This is a genomic window from Brevibacterium zhoupengii (genome assembly GCF_021117425.1).
GTDB classification, from domain to species: domain Bacteria; phylum Actinomycetota; class Actinomycetes; order Actinomycetales; family Brevibacteriaceae; genus Brevibacterium; species Brevibacterium zhoupengii.
Genome location: NZ_CP088298.1, coordinates 170,346 through 189,862 on the forward strand (window position 1 = coordinate 170,346; position 19,517 = coordinate 189,862).

21 protein-coding genes are annotated in these 19,517 nt (G+C 64.6%); 13 read left to right on the plus strand and 8 right to left on the minus strand.

The window, feature by feature from the left end:
• Position 1: 1 nt before the first annotated feature.
• The 3 genes from LQ788_RS00750 to LQ788_RS00760 all read left to right on the plus strand — a co-directional run bounded on the left by LQ788_RS00750 (position 2) and on the right by LQ788_RS00760 (position 3,018).
• Positions 2-631 (plus strand): TetR/AcrR family transcriptional regulator, encoded by a 630-nt coding sequence (locus LQ788_RS00750; protein WP_231444299.1) that lies wholly within the window; start codon positions 2-4, stop codon positions 629-631.
• 72 nt (positions 632-703) lie between these two features.
• On the plus strand, positions 704-2,179 hold the full coding sequence (locus LQ788_RS00755) for a glucose-6-phosphate dehydrogenase (RefSeq protein WP_231444301.1): 1,476 nt from the start codon (positions 704-706) through the stop codon (positions 2,177-2,179).
• Positions 2,176-3,018: an SMP-30/gluconolactonase/LRE family protein gene (locus LQ788_RS00760; RefSeq protein ID WP_231444303.1), complete on the plus strand. Its 843-nt coding sequence runs from the start codon at positions 2,176-2,178 to the stop codon at positions 3,016-3,018. The genes LQ788_RS00755 and LQ788_RS00760 overlap by 4 nt, the downstream gene beginning before the upstream one ends.
• 60 nt (positions 3,019-3,078) lie before the next feature.
• On the opposite strand, the gene LQ788_RS00765 is transcribed toward LQ788_RS00760, so the two are convergent.
• From LQ788_RS00765 to LQ788_RS00780, 4 genes are all read right to left on the minus strand, one after another.
• Positions 3,079-3,756: a TetR/AcrR family transcriptional regulator gene (locus LQ788_RS00765; RefSeq protein ID WP_231444305.1), complete on the minus strand. Its 678-nt coding sequence runs from the start codon at positions 3,754-3,756 to the stop codon at positions 3,079-3,081.
• A 33-nt stretch (positions 3,757-3,789) separates the two neighbouring features.
• Complete coding sequence (paaK, locus tag LQ788_RS00770; protein WP_069599190.1) at positions 3,790-5,085, minus strand: phenylacetate--CoA ligase PaaK; 1,296 nt, start codon at positions 5,083-5,085, stop codon at positions 3,790-3,792.
• 101 nt (positions 5,086-5,186) lie between these two features.
• Positions 5,187-5,690 carry a hydroxyphenylacetyl-CoA thioesterase PaaI gene (paaI, locus tag LQ788_RS00775; RefSeq protein ID WP_231444307.1) on the minus strand — a complete coding sequence of 168 codons (504 nt, stop codon included), beginning with the start codon at positions 5,688-5,690 and terminating at the stop codon, positions 5,187-5,189.
• A 203-nt stretch (positions 5,691-5,893) separates the two neighbouring features.
• A complete protein-coding gene (locus LQ788_RS00780) occupies positions 5,894-7,546 on the minus strand; it encodes a YccS family putative transporter (RefSeq protein ID WP_231444309.1) in 1,653 nt (550 codons plus the stop codon).
• Between the two features lie 213 nt (positions 7,547-7,759).
• Here LQ788_RS00780 and paaA point away from each other — a divergent pair, with 213 nt between their 5' ends.
• From paaA to LQ788_RS00825, 9 genes are all read left to right on the plus strand, one after another.
• A complete protein-coding gene (gene paaA / locus LQ788_RS00785) occupies positions 7,760-8,770 on the plus strand; it encodes a 1,2-phenylacetyl-CoA epoxidase subunit PaaA (RefSeq protein ID WP_231444311.1) in 1,011 nt (336 codons plus the stop codon).
• Positions 8,767-9,093: a 1,2-phenylacetyl-CoA epoxidase subunit PaaB gene (gene paaB / locus LQ788_RS00790; RefSeq protein ID WP_009882064.1), complete on the plus strand. Its 327-nt coding sequence runs from the start codon at positions 8,767-8,769 to the stop codon at positions 9,091-9,093. The genes paaA and paaB overlap by 4 nt, the downstream gene beginning before the upstream one ends.
• Positions 9,094-9,106: 13 nt before the next feature.
• A complete protein-coding gene (gene paaC, locus LQ788_RS00795; RefSeq protein WP_231444313.1) occupies positions 9,107-10,075 on the plus strand; it encodes a 1,2-phenylacetyl-CoA epoxidase subunit PaaC in 969 nt (322 codons plus the stop codon).
• Positions 10,069-10,638: a 1,2-phenylacetyl-CoA epoxidase subunit PaaD gene (paaD, locus tag LQ788_RS00800; protein ID WP_231444315.1), complete on the plus strand. Its 570-nt coding sequence runs from the start codon at positions 10,069-10,071 to the stop codon at positions 10,636-10,638. Before paaC ends, paaD begins: the two co-directional genes overlap by 7 nt.
• Before the next feature lies 1 nt (position 10,639).
• Entirely contained in the window at positions 10,640-11,794 is a 1,155-nt protein-coding gene (gene paaE, locus LQ788_RS00805) for a 1,2-phenylacetyl-CoA epoxidase subunit PaaE (protein WP_231444317.1), read from the plus strand.
• A 134-nt stretch (positions 11,795-11,928) separates the two neighbouring features.
• Positions 11,929-13,095, plus strand: coding sequence for a thiolase family protein (locus tag LQ788_RS00810; RefSeq protein WP_231444319.1), 1,167 nt, complete (start codon positions 11,929-11,931; stop codon positions 13,093-13,095).
• A complete protein-coding gene (locus tag LQ788_RS00815; RefSeq protein ID WP_231444321.1) occupies positions 13,092-13,919 on the plus strand; it encodes an enoyl-CoA hydratase/isomerase family protein in 828 nt (275 codons plus the stop codon). The genes LQ788_RS00810 and LQ788_RS00815 overlap by 4 nt, the downstream gene beginning before the upstream one ends.
• Positions 13,916-14,812, plus strand: coding sequence for a 3-hydroxyacyl-CoA dehydrogenase family protein (locus LQ788_RS00820; RefSeq protein WP_231444323.1), 897 nt, complete (start codon positions 13,916-13,918; stop codon positions 14,810-14,812). The genes LQ788_RS00815 and LQ788_RS00820 overlap by 4 nt, the downstream gene beginning before the upstream one ends.
• Before the next feature lie 67 nt (positions 14,813-14,879).
• Complete coding sequence (locus LQ788_RS00825; RefSeq protein ID WP_231444325.1) at positions 14,880-15,656, plus strand: enoyl-CoA hydratase/isomerase family protein; 777 nt, start codon at positions 14,880-14,882, stop codon at positions 15,654-15,656.
• 50 nt (positions 15,657-15,706) lie between these two features.
• Here the strand turns inward: LQ788_RS00825 and LQ788_RS00830 are convergent, their stop codons facing one another.
• Positions 15,707-16,300, minus strand: coding sequence for a YdhK family protein (locus tag LQ788_RS00830; protein ID WP_231444328.1), 594 nt, complete (start codon positions 16,298-16,300; stop codon positions 15,707-15,709).
• Between LQ788_RS00830 and LQ788_RS00835 the strand changes: the two genes are divergently transcribed.
• Positions 16,291-17,007 (plus strand): CueP family metal-binding protein, encoded by a 717-nt coding sequence (locus LQ788_RS00835; protein ID WP_231444330.1) that lies wholly within the window; start codon positions 16,291-16,293, stop codon positions 17,005-17,007. The two genes, LQ788_RS00830 and LQ788_RS00835, sit on opposite strands and share 10 nt — an antisense overlap.
• 27 nt (positions 17,008-17,034) lie before the next feature.
• Here LQ788_RS00835 and LQ788_RS00840 read toward each other — a convergent pair whose 3' ends face one another.
• The 3 genes from LQ788_RS00840 to LQ788_RS00850 all read right to left on the minus strand — a co-directional run bounded on the left by LQ788_RS00840 (position 17,035) and on the right by LQ788_RS00850 (position 19,503).
• The gene (locus tag LQ788_RS00840; protein WP_231444332.1) at positions 17,035-17,838 is read right to left on the minus strand and encodes a TVP38/TMEM64 family protein; all 804 of its coding nucleotides are present in this window, start codon (positions 17,836-17,838) and stop codon (positions 17,035-17,037) included.
• 103 nt (positions 17,839-17,941) lie between these two features.
• Positions 17,942-18,112, minus strand: coding sequence for a hypothetical protein (locus tag LQ788_RS00845; RefSeq protein ID WP_231444334.1), 171 nt, complete (start codon positions 18,110-18,112; stop codon positions 17,942-17,944).
• Positions 18,113-18,129: 17 nt separating this feature from the next.
• Entirely contained in the window at positions 18,130-19,503 is a 1,374-nt protein-coding gene (locus LQ788_RS00850) for an L-lactate MFS transporter (protein WP_231444336.1), read from the minus strand.
• Positions 19,504-19,517 lie beyond the last annotated feature (14 nt).

Below are 19,517 nucleotides of genomic sequence, written 5' to 3' on the forward strand. Positions count from 1 at the left end.
TGTGAATGATCAGGGACGTCCGTATGCCGGGGCCAGCCGCGAACAGCGCGAAAGTGCTCGTCGCGAGCAGCTCGTCACGGCAGGAATCTCGCTGTTCGGCACTCAGGGCTATCGGTCGGCAACGGTCGGCGCGGTGTGTACGGAGGCTGGTCTCAACAAACGCTACTTCTACGAATCGTTCGCCACCTTGGAAGACCTCCTCTGCGAGGTCTACGGGCGAGTGGTCGCCGATCTGCGTGTCTCGGTCCTCGCTGGCGGCGGCGAGGATGCCGCAGCGGTGCTGCGTGGATTCATGTCAGGTTTCCTCACCTGGGCACAGGCGAACCCGGTGCAGGCACGAGTCCACCTCTTCGAGGTGCTGGGAGTCAGTGCGCGCGTCGACGAACTGTATCGCTGGCAGGGGCGAAGGATCGGCGACGAACTTTCTGGTCGTCTGTCTGCGACGGTGGATGGTCCCCAACTCACAGTAAGCCAGCAGCAGGTCCTTGGCGACGTGCTCGTCGGAGCCGGTGTGCAGATGGTCGTCAATTGGGTCATCAGCGACTATCAGCCCCCACGCGATGAGCTCCTCGATGAGATGGATGCGACCCTGGGGTGGGTCCTGGCCGCCGGGCTGGCGGCTCTGGGCTGAAGAGACTGCAGCGAGGACAGGGGCGCGCCTCGGCGGGTATCGTCGAGAGAAGCCCGTCGACAGGAGAGCACAGTGAACGCCAACCTCATCATCTGCGGAGCCACCGGTGATCTTGCTGGGCGGTTTCTGTTGCCGGCGCTGGCGGAGCTTGCCGCGCTCGATGCGCTGCCGCGGAGCTTCTCGCTCATGGCTTCGGGCACTCGGGACCTAAGCGACGAAGACTACCGTGACCACGCCGAGGCGAAGCTGACCGAACACGGCGCCGACAACCCGGAGACTGCTCGCAACTGGATCCTCGACCGAACCCGGTACAGGCGCGCGGACGTCACCGACCCTGCCGATATGGCCGAACTCATCGCGGCGACCGGCCACGCACAGGATTCCCCGGTGACCGTCTATCTCGCACTGCCCACTGGTCTCATGCCCGATGCGCTGAGAGCCCTGGCGGCAGCGGACCTTCCGGCGGGCAGTCGGATTGCGATGGAGAAGCCCTTCGGTGATGACCTCAGCGGAGCCGAGGAACTGGACGACCTCCTCGGCGAGCTCTTCGGGGATGAGGCCGCCACGATCGTCTTCAACGTCGACCATGCACTCGGGATGGCTCCGCTGCAGGCGATGCTGGCACTGCGATTCGCCAATCCCCTGCCCGAGGCGGTCTGGAACGGCGAACACATCGAGGAGTTCCGGCTGCTGTGGGATGAAGCCATCGCGCTCGAGGGGCGAGCCCGGTTCTACGACAGCACGGGCGCCCTCAAGGACGTTCTGCAGAACCACCTGATGCAGGTGCTGACGATGAGCGCCATGGAGCGGCCCGAGGGGATCGAATCGGGGTGGCCGAGCGCGGCAGAACTGCAGGCCCGCACAATCGAACTCCTATCCGCCGTTCGACCGTTGTCGCCCGCTGACGTTCTGACCTCCACCCGTCGCGCCCGCTACACCGCCGGGACGCTCGCCGACGAACCGGAGGCCGCGGGGAAGACGGTGCCTGACTACATCGACGAAGACGGTGTCGATGGGAAACGCGACACCGAGACCTTCGCCGAGGTTGTCCTGCAGATCGATTCTCCCCGCTGGGCAGGTACCCGGTTCCGTCTGCGCACGGGAAAGGCGATCGACCGAACACGCAAGGGCGTCGAGATCCTCTTCCGCCCCGTCGGTGCTGCACAGCAGGGTTCGCGCCTGTGGATCGGCCTCGACGGACCCTTCGACGTCGAACTCGATCTCACTACAAGCAGCTCTCGAGACAGATTGACCCCGATGAGTCTGACCGGTGAGCAGCCGAAGCCAGCGTTCTCCCCATACGGCCATGTGCTCAAGAACGTCCTCGAGGGTGAGGCGGATCTGGCGGCAGGGCCGGAGGAGTCGACACTGGCCTGGCAGATCCTCACCCCGGTCCTCGAGGCCTGGGCGGATGGGTCCGTGCCAATGGAGGACTATCCCGCGGGCAGCTCTGGCCCGGATTCGGAACCGCCGCCTGGACCGCAGCCAGGTTCAGGGCAGCGGTCGTCAGACGAAGACCAGTCGTCAGATGCAGGGCAGCAGCCATGAGGGCCGAGCAGATCACCGATCCGATCGCCTATCACGGCGAAGGCCCCGCATGGTCGCCGACCTGGGGCGGTCTGCGCTGGGTCGACATGCTCGCCGGCGACATCCTGACGCTGCGTGATGACCGGATCGAACGCAGACACGTCGCCGAGGTCGCCGCAGCAGTCCGCCCTCGCCGAGGCGGTGGCGCGGTCATCGGAATCGAGCGCGGTTTCGCCCTCGAAAATCCCGACGGGCAGATTGATCCCCTGCCCGAGGCCTGGACTTCGCCGAGCATTCGCATGAACGAGGGCGGCTGCGATCCGCGGGGGAACTTCTGGTGCGGATCGATAGCCTACGACCAGAGCCCCGGCGCGGCATCGCTCTATCGTCTCAGTCCCGAAGGCCGAGTCGACATCATGCTCGAGGGCGTGACCGTATCCAACGGCCTCGAATGGAGTCCCGACAGTTCACTCGCTTACTACAACGACACGCCTACGGGCCAGGTTGCCGTCTTCGACTTCGACCCCGAAGAGGGACTGCGCAACCGTCGGATCCTCGTCGAACTCCCCGACGGAGGTCGTCCCGATGGACTCACCGTCGACAGCGAAGGCTGTGTGTGGACAGCCGTGGTCAACAGAGGCGCAGTTCACCGCTACCGACCCGATGGAACCCTGGACGGAATCATCGAAGTCGGCGCCGGCAAGGTCACTGCTTGCACGTTCGGTGGGGAGAACCTCGATCGGCTCTTCATCACCACCTCGCAGGAGAATGTGGACACCGCGGCAGATCCACTGGCGGGTGCCCTGTTCGTCGCCGAGGTGGGTGTGACCGGGCTGCCGCTGCGCGAGTTCGCGGGTTAGGAGACACGGTCGCTCCCAACTGACCATCTGTCAGCTGGCCGATTCTCAGTCGGCTGACCCTCAGACCTCGAGGCCGTTGAACGCCATCGAAGTCACGGCGTCGGCGATCCTCTCGGGGTCGACTGGGTAGCTGGGGCGATACCACTCGGTGATGGAGTTGACCATGCCGAAGAGTAGGCGTGTGACCAGGCCTGGGGTGAAGTCCGAACGCAGCCCGCCCTCCTCGATTGCTGCGGCGACGAGGACGCGGATCTTGTCGTCGATCTTGCGTCGCTGCTCGAGAGCTTCGACCTCGACGGCCGAGTTTCCGCGCACCCGCAGCAGCAGAGTCACGGAGTGGTGATACTCGATGAGGATGACAACGCTGGCATGGACGGCGGCACGCAGACGCTCGAGGGCGTCCAGCCCTGGGCGCTGACTTTCAGCCTCGACCGCGGAGTCAAGGGCGCGAATGCCACGGTTGATCGCCAGATGCAGCAGTTCTTCCTTCGACTTCACGTGATGGTAGATCGCGGACTTCGTGATGCCGAGCTCGCGGGCCACGGTATCCATGGACGTGCCGTCATAGCCGCGCGTGACGAAGACCTCGGTGGCCTTGTTGATCAGCGTCTCCCGGTCGTAGCCGGGCCGTCCGCGACGGGTGCGCTTGGGTGCTGCGGCCTCGGACTCAGCGCCCGAATCGGGGTCGACACCGGTCTCGAGGTCCGGTGTCTGCGCAGGTGAGGTTGTTTCAGGCATGCGCATCAGTCTAGTCAGCCTTTACCGGACTGCTCACCGCAGGCCTTCGCGGCGATCGATGATGCGCTTGAGCTTGCCGACCGAGCGGGGCAGCTCGCCGGGTTGGAGCACCGATACGGTCGACGAGACGCCGAGGCGCTCCTTGATCCGAGCGGCGACCAATCCGCCCAAGCCGTCGAGTTCGGCGGCGCCGACGCCTTCGCGGCACTCGACCTCGACGGTGACCTCGTCCATCCGGCCGGGGCGGGTGAGGACGAGCTGGAAGTGGGGGCTGAGGTGGGCGAACTCGAAGAGCACGGACTCGACGTTGGCCGGGTAGACGTTGACTCCGCGGATGATGATGAGGTCATCGGAGCGGCCGGTGATGCGTGAGATGCGTCGGAAGTTCGGGTTCGCGGTGCCCGGCAGCAGACTCGCCAGATCGTGGGTGCGGTAGCGGATGATCGGCAGAGCTTCCTTCGTCAGCGAGGTGAAGACGAGTTCGCCCTCTTCGCCGTCGGGCAGGACCTCACCGGTGTAGGGGTCGACGATCTCCGGGTAGAAGTGGTCCTCCCAGATGGTCGGTCCGTCCTTCGTCACGGCGGATTCGCAGGCCACGCCGGGCCCCATGACCTCGGAGAGGCCGTAGATGTCGACGGCGTTGATGTTGAAGGACTTCTCGATCTCCTTGCGCATCTCATCGGTCCACGGTTCGGCGCCGCAGATCGCGGTCTTCAGGCTCGTCGTGGTCGGGTCGATGCCCTGCTTGTGGAACTCGTCGAGGATCGTGAGCAGGTAGGTCGGCGTGGCTGTGATGATGTCGGGTTTGAAGTCCTGGATCAGCTGCACCTGGCGCTGCGTCTGGCCGCCGGAGATCGGGATGACGGTGAAGCCGTGGCGCTCGGCGCCGTGGACGCCCAGGCCGCCGGTGAACAGGCCGTAGCCGTAGGCATTGTGCATCATCTGGCCTCGCTTGCCGCCGGCGCCGAGGATCGAACGGGCGATCAGGCTGCCCCATTTGTCGAGGTCGCCGAGTGTGTAGCCGACGACGGTCGGCAGTCCCGTCGTGCCCGAGGATGCGTGGACGCGGGCGACCTCTTCGCGCGGAACGGCGAACATCCCGAACGGGTAGTTGTCGCGCAGGTCCTGCTTGTTCGTGAATGGCAGTTTGGAGATGTCGTCGAGGCTGGTGATGTCCGCAGGAGTCACGCCGAGGTCGTCGAAGGCCTTTTTGTAGAACGGAACCTTCTCGTAGACCTTCGTGACCGTGGATTTGAGGTTCGCGAGCTGGTCGGCACGCAGCTCGTCGAGGCTCATGCGCTGTCCGGCGTCGAGTTCGGTGTCAGTCATCGTTGTCTCCTTGGTCAATCCTGTTGTGCTTCGCAATTCGTGGGGCGCCGAGGTGGGGCGCCGTTTCGGGGGAGTGCCGGGTGAGGGGGTTCTGGGGTGGGTCAGGTTGATGGTGTCGCAGGCTTCGGTGGGGGCAGGGTGCGGGAGCGTCCGCGATAGGTTGCAACGATCTCTTCTCCGCGAGTGACTTCGATGTCGTAGATGCCGGAACGGCCCTGTTTGACGATCTCTTTGCCGCGGGCGATGAGTTTGTCGCCGACGTAGGTGGGTTTGAGGAAGTCGATGTCTCCGCCCGAGGCGACCGTGATCGAACCGGGGTAGTTGCAGGCCATCGCGAAGGTGGTGTCGGCGAAGAGGAAGATGTAGCCGCCGTGGGTGATCTCGTGCCCATTGGCCATGATGTCGGTGATCGTCATAGAACACTGCGCCCAGCCAGGGCCGTGATCATCGACGGTGATGCCCAGGTGCTGAGAGGCACGGTCGTTGGCGAACATCGCCGCGGCGCCGGTCAGCTGCTCGCTGTCCGTGCCCGGTTCGGCGCTCGTGCTGTCGACAGACGTCGCCGTGCGAGCTGTTGTCGTTGCCTCGGGACTGGGCTCTCCCATGTCAGGCTCCCCTTCGAGTCGCTGATTGCTGTGGTGATCACTGGCTGGGCAGTGGTGACCTTATGTGGACGATGGCTGTCAGCAGTCCGAAGTTCCCGGTCGCGGCACCTTCGAAGAATAAACGACCATCTGGTCAATAAATATGGTTGTGATCGGCGTCTCTGTCAAGTCGGAGGTCGAATGCGGGTGGTGTTTCGAGGAATTCAGCCGTTGATGACGGTGAGTGTTCCATCGTCGGTCCAAACGACCGTCTGGCCTTCGGGCAGAACGGTGAGGTCGGCGATCCGTGACGTGAAGACTGTTGACGAGCGCTCTTCGCCGGTACTGGCATCGACGACAGTGACGAGCTGGGGGTAGATCGGGTCGTTGGCGTCGGGCGCAATGGAGGACAGAGTTTCCGAGCGATCTGCGCCGGGCAGGCGAGAGACCAGGTAGGGATTGTGCACCACCGCCGGGTACGAGGTGCTCCTGCCGGTTCTCGAGACGACCGACAGCACATCTCCGTTGGCGGCAGCAGGGGCGTTGATTGATCCTGGGACCTCGAATTCGACGGGCGGAGAATCGGACGTCGAATCCCGTACGGTGACGTGCCCGTCGCGGGTTGCGAGAACGAAGCGACCAGCCGTGGCCTCCTCCACGAGGCTCCGCGCCCCCGAATCGAAGAGGTCACTGTGCCGCGGTGCTGCATCGGGAAACGGCGTCAGCTCCCCGGTTGTCGGGTCGAGTGCCTGGAGGGTGCTGGCCTCGCCGGATTCGTCGATTCCGAGGTAGATCGGGCCAGCCCCTTCGATGTTCTCCCAGAGCAGCATCCATGTATCGGACGTGCACGGCACGGCAATAGACCAGGCCTGGTCTCCGTCGTCGAGGGATGTGGACACCACCCGGCACCGCCGATCACTGAGCTGCTCAGCGGTGACGAGCAGGTCGCGAGTCAGCTGCGAAGTGTGCTGATCAGTGCCCTTTTTGATTGGCAGTTCGGCGATCGGGCCGATGCTCGTCGGTGAATACATATCGGTCCCGCCAAGACCGTCGGCGACCAGAGTCACCCGAAGCAGCCCCGCGCCGGGCAGCTCGGTCCAGATCTTATTGTTGGTCAAGTGCTGTTCGCCGTCGACTCTGCGCTCGTCGATGACCTCACCGGAGTCGTCGATGGTGTTGATGCGGCACGACTTTCGGTCATCTGTCGACCCCGTCTCCTCCTCCGGTTCTTCGCACGTGACCACGTGAGCAGATCCGCCCGAGGCAGCCGTGATGTGGGGCTCGGAATCTGGCCCGCTGCTGATGGTGGTCTGCCACAATCGGTCGCCCTGAGAATCGAGCATCGTGATGGTCAGCCAGTCGCCGTGCGTTGCTGGGGTCGTCGACGCGAACACGATGCCGCCGTCGGCGGTGACTGATGGGCGGCTGCGCGCATCGGTGTTCCATGTCTGCTCCACGGATCCGTCGTCCGCGTTGAGGCGACGGATCGTGCGCCGACTCTCCCCGTCGGACTGGTCGAGAGAGAACTTGTAGATCTGGCCGTCGATGACCGCAGAATCCTCGGTGCTGACCTCTGCCGTCCAGGCCACGGAGCTCGCGGTCAGCCCCGCCCTGACCAGTGCCGGAGTGGCAATGAGGATGGTAGCCACGGCGAGTGCGATGAGCGCCGAGGCGGTCCGGAGTCGGGTGGAGAGTCTGAGGATCAGCATCACGGCACCGGCGAGGAGGATTGCGCCGGCGACGAAGAGGAAAGGGTTCGGAAATATCACTCCGGTGACGAGGCCCGCGACTCCAAGCGCTCCGATGAAGACGCCGAAGATGAGCCATTCCCGGGTGGAGAATGAACTGACCAGAACATCAGCTTCCTTGCCGTTCATGTGCCGAGCCTATCCCACGTCCGGCGGAGTGCACCCGGGTGAGCGGGGCCGTCGCCCACCATCCTGTGCGTTGCACCTCGGCGTGCGGTGTGCCACACTGATAGTGAACAATACAGAACAAATGGTCAGTAAATGGTTTCGCCGGTGCGTCGGACATACGATGGGCGGACCGAACGCAGAAGCCGGAAGGGCACATCCAAGGGTGGAGTGGTCATGACAACGCAGATCAATGAGAACCAGTTCGACGCGGAAGAGCTCGAGGCTCAGTTCGCGGCGACGATCAAAGCCAAGGACAGGATCGAACCGCGCGATTGGATGCCGGAGAAGTACCGCAAGACTCTCGTGCGGCAGGTGGCCCAGCACGCTCACTCGGAGATCATCGGCATGCAACCCGAAGGCAACTGGATCTCCCGTGCACCCTCGCTGCGCCGCAAGGCGATCCTGCTGGCCAAGGTCCAGGACGAGGCCGGTCACGGCCTCTACCTCTACTCCGCCGCCGAGACCCTCGGCGCAACCCGCAACGAGCTCACCGAGAAGCTCATTGCCGGCAAGCAGAAGTACTCCTCGATCTTCAACTACCCGACGCTGTCCTACACCGACGTCGGCACGATCGGCTGGCTCGTCGACGGTGCGGCCATCTGCAACCAGGTGCCCCTGTGTCGGACCTCCTTCGGCCCCTACGGGCGCGCCATGATCCGCGTCTGCAAGGAAGAGTCCTTCCACCAGCGCCAGGGCTACGAACTGCTGATGACCATGATGCGCGGCACCGAAGAGCAGCGCGCCTCGGTGCAGGAATCGGTCAACCGCTTCTGGTGGCCCTCGCTGATGATGTTCGGCCCACCCGATGACGACTCACCGAACACCGAGCAGTCGATGGAGTGGGGCATCAAGACCCACACCAATGACGAGCTGCGCCAGAAGTTCGTCGACATGTCCGTCCCGCAGGCCGAGGCCCTGGGCGTGACCTTCCCCGACGAGGGCCTGAAGTGGAACGAAGAGCGCGGCCACTACGACTTCTCGACCCCTGACTGGGACGAGTTCTGGGCCGTCGTCAAGGGCAACGGCCCCTGCAACGAACAGCGAGTGGCCCACCGCAAGCGCGCCTGGGACGAAGGAGCATGGGTCCGTGAAGCCGCGCTCGCCTTCGCCGAGAACTCCGCGGCCGACGCCGAAAGCGCCGCCGCTGACACCACAAACACCACCTCCGAGGAGGCCGCCAAATGAGCGCAGACACCAACTCCGGCACCGCAGGGACCCCGAGCGTCCGCGGCGAATGGCCCCTCTATGAGGTCTTCGTGCGCGGCAAGCGCGGACTCAACCACGTCCACGTCGGATCGCTGCACGCTCCCGATGACCAGATGGCCCTGCGCCACGCCCGCGACGTCTACACCCGCCGCAACGAAGGCGTGAGCCTGTGGGTCGTGCGCTCCTCGTCGATCACGGCCTCGAGCCCCGATGAGAAGGACCCCATGTTCGCTCCCGCGGGCGACAAGGTCTACCGCCACCCGACTTTCTACGACATCCCCGACGATGTCCCCCACATGTGAGGAGGGTCTGACGATGAGCAAGGAACCTTCCATCAACGTCGACCACGACGAGGCCGGCGCCAACATCGAGCACGGTGACCACGAGAACGCCTACTCGGGCCTGCTCGTCAACGACGCACACTGGGCCTTCGGCACCGACTTCGAAGACCCCCTGGCCGGAGTCGACACCACCGTGCCCTCCGGCGTCGACCCGAAGGACCTCGCCGCCTACTGCCTCATGCTCGGCGACGACGCCCTCGTCTTCTCCCAGCGGATCTCCGAATGGTGCTCCAACGCGCCCGACCTCGAAGAGGACATCGCGTTGGCCAACATTGCCCTCGACCTGCTCGGCCAGTCCCGGCTCCTGCTCGCCCGCACGGCGGCCGCCGATCCGAGTCTCGTGCCCGAGCTGCCCGAAGACTCACCGGTTCCCGATGAGGACCGCCTCGCGTACTTCCGCGAGGACCTGGCGTTCCGCAACGTTCGCCTCGCCGAGGTGCCCAACGGTGATTTCGCCGAGGCGGTCGCGAAGATCCTCATCTACTCCACCTGGCGCCTGGCGATCTTCGAACGCCTCCAGTCCAGCCGCGACTCCGTGCTCTCAGCCATCGCGGTCAAAGGTGTCAAAGAGATGTCCTACCACCGCGACTTCGCCGGCCGCTGGGTCCTCACTCTGGCCCGCGGGACGGAAGAGTCGAAGACCCGCCTCCTGAAGGCACTTGATGGGCTCTGGCCCCTGTGGAACGAACTCTTCGAGACCCACCCGATCGAAGCCTCGGTGGCCGCCGCCGGAATCGGTGTCGATCCCGCCGAGGTGGCCGATGAGGCCGGAGTCATCCTCGACCAGGTCTTCGCCGCAGCCGGCATCGACCGCCCCGAACGGGGCGCGCTGGCCGGAGTGCGAGGACAGAAGGGCCGCGACGGACTGCACACCGAAGCACTGTCGAAGATGCTCGCCGACATGCAGGTCGTCGCCCGCCAGTACCCGAAAGGACAATGGTGACCGCAACACTCGAGACCCGGATGTCCGCCACCCAGGACAGCGGGTCAGCCCAGAACGCCACCGACGCCGAGGCGCTCGATCGTGCCCGCGTCGCCGCGGCTCGCGTGACCGATCCGGAGATGCCGATGCTCACGCTCGTCGACCTCGGCGTGCTTCGTGATGTCACGATCGAGAACGGACACGTCGTCACGACGATCACCCCCACCTACTCGGGGTGCCCGGCGATGGCGACGATGCGCGATGACCTGCAGCGTGAACTCCAGGACGCGGGCTTCCCCGACGCCGAGGTGCGGGTGTCCCTGACTCCGGCCTGGACCAGTGACTGGATCACCGAGGAAGGGCGGAAAGCACTCAAGGGCGCCGGCATCTCCCCACCCGGGCAGGCGCCCAGGAATCAGGGGCCCGTGGCACTGACCCTGATGCCCACGAAGCGAGCCCTGGTCTGCACCCTGTGCGGATCGGCGAATGTGAAGCTGTCCTCCGAGTTCGGGCCGACCGCGTGCAAGGCGATGTACCAATGCAACGACTGCCTCGAACCGTTCGAACACGTGAAGGAGATCTGAGATGACCGAGACGATCAATCAGAGCGCCGAGGCGGCTTCCACGACCCAGCCGACCAACGGAACCCAGCCGAGCGACCCGGCCGTCAAGGGTGAGGGCGCCTCCCGGTCGAGCTTCTACCCGTTGACCGTGAAGTCCGTCGACCACCTCACCGAAGATTCGGCAGCCGTGACCTTCGACGTTCCGGATGAGTACGCGGAACTCTTCGACTTCGCCGCAGGCCAGTCCCTGACCCTGCGCCGGATGATCGACGGGGCCGAGCACCGCCGCTCCTATTCCATCTGCGCTCCGGCCGGAACGAATCCGCGCATCGGCGTTCGCGAGATCCCCGACGGACTCTTCTCCCAATGGCTCGTCCGTGATGTCCGCCCTGGTGAGACCATCGAAGTGCAGCCGCCCAGCGGCAGTTTTCAGGCCGACGCCGAACTCGGCGGACGGCACCTGTGCATCGCTGCGGGTTCCGGGATCACCCCGATGCTCTCGATCGCCACGACCGTGCTGTCCAACCCAGAGGCCTCGGTCACGATGCTCTACGGCAACCGGAACACGAACACCGTGATGTTCGCCGAAGAGCTCGCCGACCTCAAGGACTCCCGCAACCAGCAGCTCGACCTCATCCACATCCTCTCCCGCGAACCCAGGGAGGTCGACCTGTTCTCCGGTCGCCTCGACGAGGAGAAGCTTCGCGCGCTGCTGACGAACCTGGTGCCCATCGGCGACATGGACCATGTGTGGCTGTGCGGACCCTTCGGCATGCTCAGCGACGCCCGCAAGGTCCTCGCGGAATTCGGCGTGCCCAAGGACAAGGTCCACTTCGAACTCTTCTACGTCGACGAACCGCCACCGGAAGTCGTCCACGCGGACAAGGTCGTCGAGGGCGCCACCAGCAACGTTACGATCGTCCTCGACGGACGACGGACCACCTCGGCGATGTCGCAGGGTCAGACGATCCTCGACTCCGCACAGGAATCGCGTTCGGATCTGCCCTTTGCCTGCAAAGGCGGGGTCTGCGGGACCTGCCGCGCCAAGATCTGCGGCGGCGAGGTCGACATGGTGCGCAACTACGCACTCGAAGACGCCGAGGTGGAGGCGAACTTCGTCCTCACCTGCCAGACCTTCCCCGTCAGCGACGAGGTCACGGTCGACTACGACTCATAGTCACGGTCGACTGCGACTCGTAGTCACGGTCGACTGCGACTCGTGACCGTCGAGACTTCCAAGCGTCTGGCGCTTTCGGTCGCTAGGCTTGAGAAGCGCCGACGCTGCACCACACATCACACCTGAGGAGACCCATGCCCGAGGCTTTCATCCTGGACGGACTGCGCACACCCATCGGCCGCTACGGGGGAGTCCTCGCAGATCAGCGACCCGATGACCTGGTTGCGACCACGCTCAAGGCCGTCGTCGAACGGTCGGGAATCGACCCGACCGACATCGACGAGGTGATCCTCGGCTCGGCGAACCAGGCCGGTGAGGACAACCGCAACGTCGCCCGCATGGCCGTGCTGCTGGCCGGTCTGCCCGAGTCCGTTCCCGGCTTCACCGTCAACCGCCTCTGCGCCTCCGGGCTGACCGCGATCACGACGGCCCGGCAGATGATCGCGGCCGGTGACGCCGATGTGGTTGTCGCCGGTGGAGTCGAGTCGATGACCCGCGCACCCTGGGTGACCGAGAAGCCCCAGCGTCCGTGGGCGAAACCAGGCAAGTCCTGGGACACCTCGATCGGCTGGCGCTTCACCAACCCCGCATTCGGCGAGGACACGACCCTGTCGATGCCCCAGACCGCCGAGCGTGTGGCCGAGCAGTGGAAGCTGGGCCGCGAAGAGCTCGACGCCTTCGCCTACGCCTCACACCAGAAGGCACTCGCAGCGCAGGAAGCCGGCAAGTTCGATCCCGAGATCCTGCCCATCGGCGACGTCAGCGCCGATGAGGGACCACGGGCGGACACCACCGTGGAGAAGCTCGCCAAGCTGCGCGCGATCCACGGTCCCGGCGGCGTCATCACCGCCGGCAACTCCTCCTCCCTCAACGACGGTGCCGCCGTGACGATCCTCGTCAGCGAACGCTACGCCGAGAAGCACGGACTGAGCCCCCGTGCACGCGTCGTCACCGGCGCCAGTGCCGGCGTCTCTCCGGAGATCATGGGCATCGGCCCGGTCCCGGCCACCCGCAAGGTCCTCGATCGTGTCGGCTGGTCCGTCGACCAGCTCGAGGCCGTGGAACTCAACGAGGCCTTCGCCTCCCAGTCCCTGGCCTGCATCGGCGACCTGGGCCTGGACCCGGAGACCGTCAACGGCTTCGGCGGTGCGATTGCGCTGGGCCACCCTCTGGGCTGCTCGGGAGCACGCATCACCCTGACCCTGCTCAACCGCCTCGAACAGGCCGATGCCAAACGCGGACTGGCGACGATGTGCGTCGGCGTCGGCCAGGGATCTGCCCTCCTGCTGGAGCGGGCATGAGCGCCGGCGGTGCCGAGGGCGCAGCGAACAGCGCCGAGACCGCAGCGTCGAACTCCCCGCTCGTCATCGAACGCCACACCGATCGGGTCATCATCCGCCTGAATCGGCCCGAGGTTCGCAATGCCATCGACCAGAACATGGCCGATGCCCTCCACGAGGTGTGTGCCGAACTCGAAGCCGATCCGAAGGTTGCCATCCTCGCCGGTTCGAACGGCGTCTTCGCCGCCGGAGCTGATATCGGGCAGCTGCGCAATCGCGGCCGCGAGGAAGCCCTGGCCGGCATCAACTCGAAGGTCTTCACCCGCATCCAAGAACTGCCGATGCCCACCATCGCCCTGGTCGAAGGCTTTGCCCTGGGTGGGGGAGCCGAACTCGCCTTCGCCTGTGACTTCCGCATCGGGACACCGACGACGAAGATCGGCAACCCAGAGGCCGGACTCGGCATCCTCGCCGCTGCCGGAGCGGCATGGCGTCTGCGCGAACTCGTCGGAGAACCACGAGCCAAGGAGATCATCCTCGCTGGTCGGACGCTTCAGGCCGATGAAGCCAAATCGATCGGACTGCTCAACGACGTCGTCGACCCCGAGGACCTCGAACTCGCCGGTGAGGCACTTGCCGACCGGATCGCAAGCTTCGCCCCATTGGCCGTGCGACTGAGCAAGTCGGCATTCCACGCACCTCGTGAGGCCCACCCGCTCATCGACAATCTCGCTCAGGCCGTGCTGTTCGAGACCGAGGAGAAGTACACCCGCATGGATGCGTTCCTGGCCAAACGGGAAGCGAAGAAGCGGAAGAAGGCTGAACAGGAAGGCACCGCAGAATGAGCGCGCAGACACCGCACGAACCCGACGCCGTGCACACCCCAGCATCGGCAACGGACGCAAGCAGCAACGCCAAGGTCCCGGAGACCGTCGGCGTCTACGGCGGCGGTCGTATGGGTGCCGGCATCGCCCACGCCTTCGCCAGTGCCGGAGCCCACGTCATCATCATCGAGAACACCGATGAGACCGTGGCAGCAGCCAAGGAACGCGTCGACGCATCGATCGAGAAGTCGAAGTCGAAGGGCCTCGACGTCAAGGGCAGCGTCGAGGTCGTGCGCGACCCCACGCTGCTCGATCAGGCACTGCTCGTCGTCGAAGCAGTCCCGGAGATCGTCGAACTCAAGCAGGAGATCCTGGCCGCCATCGCGAAGTACGCGCCGGCCGCGAGCATCGCCACGAACACCTCGGCCCTGTCGATCGATGAGCTCGCGGCCGCACTGCCCAGGCCCCAGGCCCTCATCGGACTCCACTTCTTCAACCCTGTCCCGGTCTCCGACCTCGTCGAGGTCGTCGTCGGCACCCACACGCAGCCCGCGCTCGTCGAGGTCGCGAAGTCCTGGGTCGCGGGTCTGGGGAAGACGGCGATCACGGTCAAGGACTCACCAGGATTCGCCTCCAGCCGCCTCGGCGTGGCACTGGCCCTGGAAGCCATGCGGATGGTCGAGGAAGAGGTCGCCAGCGCCGAGGACATCGACAACGCGATGACCCTGGGCTACCGCCACCCGGCCGGGCCGCTGAAGACCACGGACATCGTCGGCCTCGACGTCCGCCTCGGCATCGCCGAACATCTGGAGGCGGAGCTGGGACCCAGATTCGCGCCTCCTCAGCTGCTCAAAGACAAGGTCTCCGCAGGTGAGCTGGGTCGAAAGTCCGGACAGGGCTTCTATACTTGGTGACCAAGTAGGCCCCAAGCCAACTTGCTGTAATGTCAGCTGCAACACCGTCATCTGCGAAGGAGCACACGTGACCGAGATCCGACTGTCCAACCGGGGAAACATCGCCGAGATCGTCCTCGACGGCCCCGATTCCCGCAACGCCCTCGACGCGGACAACCTCCGTGACCTAGCGGCAGCGGTGGCCAAAGTCGCCGAGGCGGTCCCAAGCGTCCGTGCCCTCCTGATCAGGGGAGAGGGCAAGGTCTTCAGCTCCGGTCGCGACATCTCGGCCGTCGACGTCGAGACCGATGACGCGCATGCGTTCCTCGCCGAGGTCTTCACGCCTGTCTTCCAGGCCATCCGCGCCCTGCCGATCCCCGTGATCTCGCAGGTTCAGGGGGCGGCCTTGGGCTTGGGCTTCGGAGTCGCGGCAGCCGCGGACATCATCATCGCAGCCGACAACGCGAAGTTCGGCTCTCCCTTCGCCGCGATCGGGGCGATGCTCGATTCCGGTGCCCACCACGTCTTCCTCGACCGGGTCGGCTACCACCGGACGATGGACCTCATCATCACCGGTGACTTCATGACCGGCGCCGAGGCGGCAGCGGCGGGCATCGTGTCCCGTGCGGTCCCGGCCGAGGAGCTGTCCGAATTCGTCGAGTCGAAGCTGGCGAAGATCGTGACTGGCCCGGCCGAGGCCTTCGCGATGGAGAAGGGCTTCGTGCAGAAACTCGCCGACGACCGCCCGACCCTGGCGCAGGTGCTTGCCGAGGAGGCCAATCTTCAGGAGACCGCGCGTCAGACCCCGGACTATGCTGAAGGGTTCACAGCCTTCCAGGAGCGACGAGCACCGAACTTCGGCTGATCCGGCGTTGGGGCAGATCCGGCGTTTGGGCTCTGCACCGAACGCTGTGATCACTCGGCAGACTGGACCTCGTCCTCGGTGACCCATTTGTGGTTCGTCATCGTCATGCCATCCATGTCGAGATCGACCATGTAGACGGTGTCCTCGGTCGAGCTGTCGATCGTTGCCTCGGCTCCCTTCATTCCGGGCATGTGGTCTGCGTTGAGAGTCGCCTTCGTTCCGTCCTTGAGGGGAGCCGTGCCGGGGCTCTTCAGTTCTTCGTGGACGACCCACTTGTGGTCCTTGACCGGATCGCTGCCATCGGTGGGCGTGTAGCTGACCGAATACGTGGTGGTCTCGAAGGCGCCAGAGATCGTCGCCTTCGCCCCTTTCATTCCGGGCATATGGTCAGCGGAGAGAGTGACCTCGTCTCCGACGGCGTACTTCGGGTCAGAGGCCTCTTTGATGCCTTCTGGGGGCTGACCGCCATCTGCGGCGTGCTCATGGCTTTCGCCATGGTCCTCACTCGATGCCGTCTCGGACGGTGTCTCATGTTGTGAATGTTGAGCAGCTTTGTCGCTTTCAGAGCTGGCGCATCCCGACAGCAGCAGTGCGGATGAGGTGGCAACTGCGGCGATGGTCGTCAATGATTTGGATGTCTTCATTTCTCTCCCGGGGTATCCGTGGCAATGGCGGTTCGAACACGGGCTGCACGAAGGCACCCGATGTCGACGCTATACCTAGAGGGGGTATAGTTGTCAACGTGATTGAGACGGGTACGAAGCGTGTAGTGAACCTGAGGCGAGGGGTCGCCATAGCGGCTCTGACCTTGGTGTTGGCGGGCTGTGGAGCAGCGGAATCGAGCTCCGGGTCGGGGAGTGATCCGATGTCGACGGAGGAGTTCCTCTCCGAGCACGGATTGGGTGGCATGGACGCCGTTGAAGCCATCGACCATCTCGACCAGCAGGCGGTGGATGATCGACCGAGTGATCTCATGGCATCGGTCTACCCCGACGAGCTGGTGCTGGCCGGTGAAGCGCAAGAAGTGACTTTAGATCTGCCGGAGGAGAAGTCGTACGTGTCGATTGCTCCGTACGTGAAAACCACCCACGACTGCTTCTATCACAGTCTGACAACCTGTCGTGGTGAGCTCGCCAACGAGAAGCTTGACGTGCAGATCACTGACAGCGCCACCGGTGATCGTGTCATCGACGACCAGGTGTTCACGTTCGACAATGGATTCGCTGGCTTCTGGGTTCCAAGCGGCATCGAAGGAACCATCGACATCACTCACGAGGGGAAGTCCGGTTCTGTTGACTTCTCGACTGCAGAAGACGCCGCGACCTGCATCACCGACCTGCGGCTCTCCTGATCTGAAGCCTTGGGCAACAGGGCCTGATCAGCTCTCGGGCTTCTCCTCAGGCTTGCTCTCGATCTCGGGTTGCTGTTCGACCTCAGTCTTCTGAGCGTCGACCTCGTGTCCGTCTTCGGTCTCTGGTGTCGCCGAGTCCTTCTGCTCTGACTTCCAGCGGCGAAAGGTGAGGATCGTCAGCACGATGACCAGGGCCCACGAGATGCCGACGGCGGTGCCCGTGATGATGCCGGGGTTGCCGATGAAGGCGCCGACCGCGACTAGGGACAGCTGACCCGGCAGGGCTGAGATCACAGTGGCGATGAGGAACGTGCGGCTCTTGATCCCCATTGCCCCGCTGCCGTAGTTCACCGGCCAGTAGGGAAAGCCCGGCATGAGGCGAAGGATGCACACCGCATAGAACCCGCCGTTGGTCAGTCGTGATTCGATCGCCGCTGCGTGATTGCCCAACAGCTTCATCACGGTGTCGCGACCCAGGCCGCGTGCGACCCAGTAGCCGCCGACGCAGCCGGCCACGACTCCGATCATCGACAGGATCGTGCCGAAGATGAGGCCGAAGGCGAGACCACCGGCCACGGCCATGATGGTCACCGGGATCGGCGTGGCCGCGACGAGTGCATAGAGGATGATGAAGATGCCGAATCCCCAGAAACCGGCATCGGCGATCTGCTTTTGGATGCCGTCGAGCGAGGGCAGGTGCACGTTGAATACCAGCCACAATCCGGCGAGCACCGCCAGTGCCAATGCCACATTGCGCAGGATCGAACCCCAGGGCACCCGTGATCCCTCGTGTGTTCTCGAGTGGTTCGGGGAGGATTCGGCGTTCGACATGCTCCCGATCCTACGTGTCACTCTCGGTGGGTGGTGAATCGAAGAGGCCCGCCGACACGGAGTCGACGGGCCACCTCGGCGAGGGTGTTCTGCTGAGCTGGTCTCAGCCGGTGAAGATCGCGACAGCCTTGATCACGGTCAGCGACAGTCCCCAGAGGAGGCCGCCGACTACGACGACCGTCAGGGTTGAGCCGACCGCCTTGTAGGTGCCGCCGACAGGGGACTGAGGTGAACCCTCGGGCGGGACGTGTGCTGTGGGTGTGGAGTTGCTCATGATGTCCTTCCCTGCTTTCAGTTGTCGCCTTCGAGGGCGGCGGCCTGTTTGGCCTTGACGTCCTCTTCCCGTTCGAAGAATTTCTCCTTGACGGGCCGGACGAGGATGTTGGCGATGAAGCCGATGGCGAGTGCGCCGACCATGATGTACATGCCCGGCGTGTAGAGCTCGGGGCCTGTCTTTCCGGCCTTCTCTCCTGCCTCGACGACAGAGTTGACGATGAGGGGGCCAGCCACACCCGCGGCAGACCATGCAGTGAGCAGAGCACCATGGATCGCGCCGACCTGGTAGACGCCGAAGAGATCCTTGAGGTAGGCAGGAACGGTCGAGAATCCGCCGCCGTAGAACGAGATGATGACCAGCGTCGCGAGGATGAACAGGACGATGGAGTTGCCCCCGAAGAGTGCCACGACCAAGTAGAGCAGCAGTCCGACACCGAGGTACATCATGTAGTTGTTCTTCCGGCCCAGGTAGTCCGAGGTTGTCGACCAGATGAATCGGCCGCCCATATTGCCGATCGACAGCAGCCCCACGAAGCCGGCGGCAGCTGCCGCCGTGATGCCGAAGTAGGACTGGATCATCGGAGCGGCGTTCTCGAGGATGCCGATGCCGGCAGTGACGTTGAGGAAGAGGACCACCCACAGCAGCCAGAACTGCGGTGTGCGGATCGCATTGCGCACGGAGACATTGCCCGTGGTCTGCATGGGCTTGGTCGTCGCTTTGGCGGGGTCGAAGTTCTTCGGAGTCCACTCGGGGTGGGGGACGCGGATGACGAAGGCGCCGGCGGCGATGACCACGGCGTAGACGATGCCGAGGGTGACGAAGGTCGGAGTCAGTCCGGCAACGAGATTCTCCGGTTCTGGGCCGCCTCCGTAGAGGCTCATCAGCTGGTTCGACATCGGGCTGGCGATGAGTGCGCCGCCGCCGAAGCCCATGATGGCCAGGCCGGTGGCCAGGCCAGGACGATCCGGGAACCACTTCATCAGGGTCGAGACCGGGGAGATGTAGCCGATGCCCAGGCCGATGCCGCCGATGACGCCGTAGCCGAGATAGACCAGCCAGAGCTGACCGGTCATGATTCCCAGTGATGCGATGAAGAAGCCGACCACCCAGCAGGTGCCCGCTGCGACCATTGATGCGCGCGGGCCGTTCTTCTCCACCCAGGGGCCGAAGACGGCCGAGGAGATGCCGAGCATGAGGATCGCGATAGAGAAGATCCAGCCGATCGAGACTTCACCGGCATCGAAATGTGACATGAAGGGGATCTTGAACACGCTGAACGCGTAGACCTGCCCGATGCACAGGTGGATGGCAAGCGCGGCCGGCGGGATCAGCCACCGGTTGAAGTTTTTCGGCGCGACGATCGCCGATCGCGTGAGGACGGAGGCCATGGATGGATCCTTCG

Excerpts from the sequence above, each read along its gene's own strand:
- LQ788_RS00760 (WP_231444303.1), top strand. The coding sequence starts at position 2,176 with ATGAGGGCCGAGCAGATCACCGATCCGATCGCCTATCACGGCGAAGGC.
- LQ788_RS00765 (WP_231444305.1), bottom strand. The coding sequence starts at position 3,756 with ATGCCTGAAACAACCTCACCTGCGCAGACACCGGACCTCGAGACCGGT.
- paaK (WP_069599190.1), bottom strand. The coding sequence starts at position 5,085 with ATGACTGACACCGAACTCGACGCCGGACAGCGCATGAGCCTCGACGAG.
- paaI (WP_231444307.1), bottom strand. The coding sequence starts at position 5,690 with ATGGGAGAGCCCAGTCCCGAGGCAACGACAACAGCTCGCACGGCGACG.
- LQ788_RS00780 (WP_231444309.1), bottom strand. The coding sequence starts at position 7,546 with ATGAACGGCAAGGAAGCTGATGTTCTGGTCAGTTCATTCTCCACCCGG.
- paaA (WP_231444311.1), top strand. The coding sequence starts at position 7,760 with ATGACAACGCAGATCAATGAGAACCAGTTCGACGCGGAAGAGCTCGAG.
- paaB (WP_009882064.1), top strand. The coding sequence starts at position 8,767 with ATGAGCGCAGACACCAACTCCGGCACCGCAGGGACCCCGAGCGTCCGC.
- paaC (WP_231444313.1), top strand. The coding sequence starts at position 9,107 with ATGAGCAAGGAACCTTCCATCAACGTCGACCACGACGAGGCCGGCGCC.
- paaD (WP_231444315.1), top strand. The coding sequence starts at position 10,069 with ATGGTGACCGCAACACTCGAGACCCGGATGTCCGCCACCCAGGACAGC.
- paaE (WP_231444317.1), top strand. The coding sequence starts at position 10,640 with ATGACCGAGACGATCAATCAGAGCGCCGAGGCGGCTTCCACGACCCAG.
- LQ788_RS00810 (WP_231444319.1), top strand. The coding sequence starts at position 11,929 with ATGCCCGAGGCTTTCATCCTGGACGGACTGCGCACACCCATCGGCCGC.
- LQ788_RS00815 (WP_231444321.1), top strand. The coding sequence starts at position 13,092 with ATGAGCGCCGGCGGTGCCGAGGGCGCAGCGAACAGCGCCGAGACCGCA.
- LQ788_RS00820 (WP_231444323.1), top strand. The coding sequence starts at position 13,916 with ATGAGCGCGCAGACACCGCACGAACCCGACGCCGTGCACACCCCAGCA.
- LQ788_RS00835 (WP_231444330.1), top strand. The coding sequence starts at position 16,291 with ATGTCTTCATTTCTCTCCCGGGGTATCCGTGGCAATGGCGGTTCGAAC.
- LQ788_RS00830 (WP_231444328.1), bottom strand. The coding sequence starts at position 16,300 with ATGAAGACATCCAAATCATTGACGACCATCGCCGCAGTTGCCACCTCA.
- LQ788_RS00840 (WP_231444332.1), bottom strand. The coding sequence starts at position 17,838 with ATGTCGAACGCCGAATCCTCCCCGAACCACTCGAGAACACACGAGGGA.
- LQ788_RS00845 (WP_231444334.1), bottom strand. The coding sequence starts at position 18,112 with ATGAGCAACTCCACACCCACAGCACACGTCCCGCCCGAGGGTTCACCT.
- LQ788_RS00850 (WP_231444336.1), bottom strand. The coding sequence starts at position 19,503 with ATGGCCTCCGTCCTCACGCGATCGGCGATCGTCGCGCCGAAAAACTTC.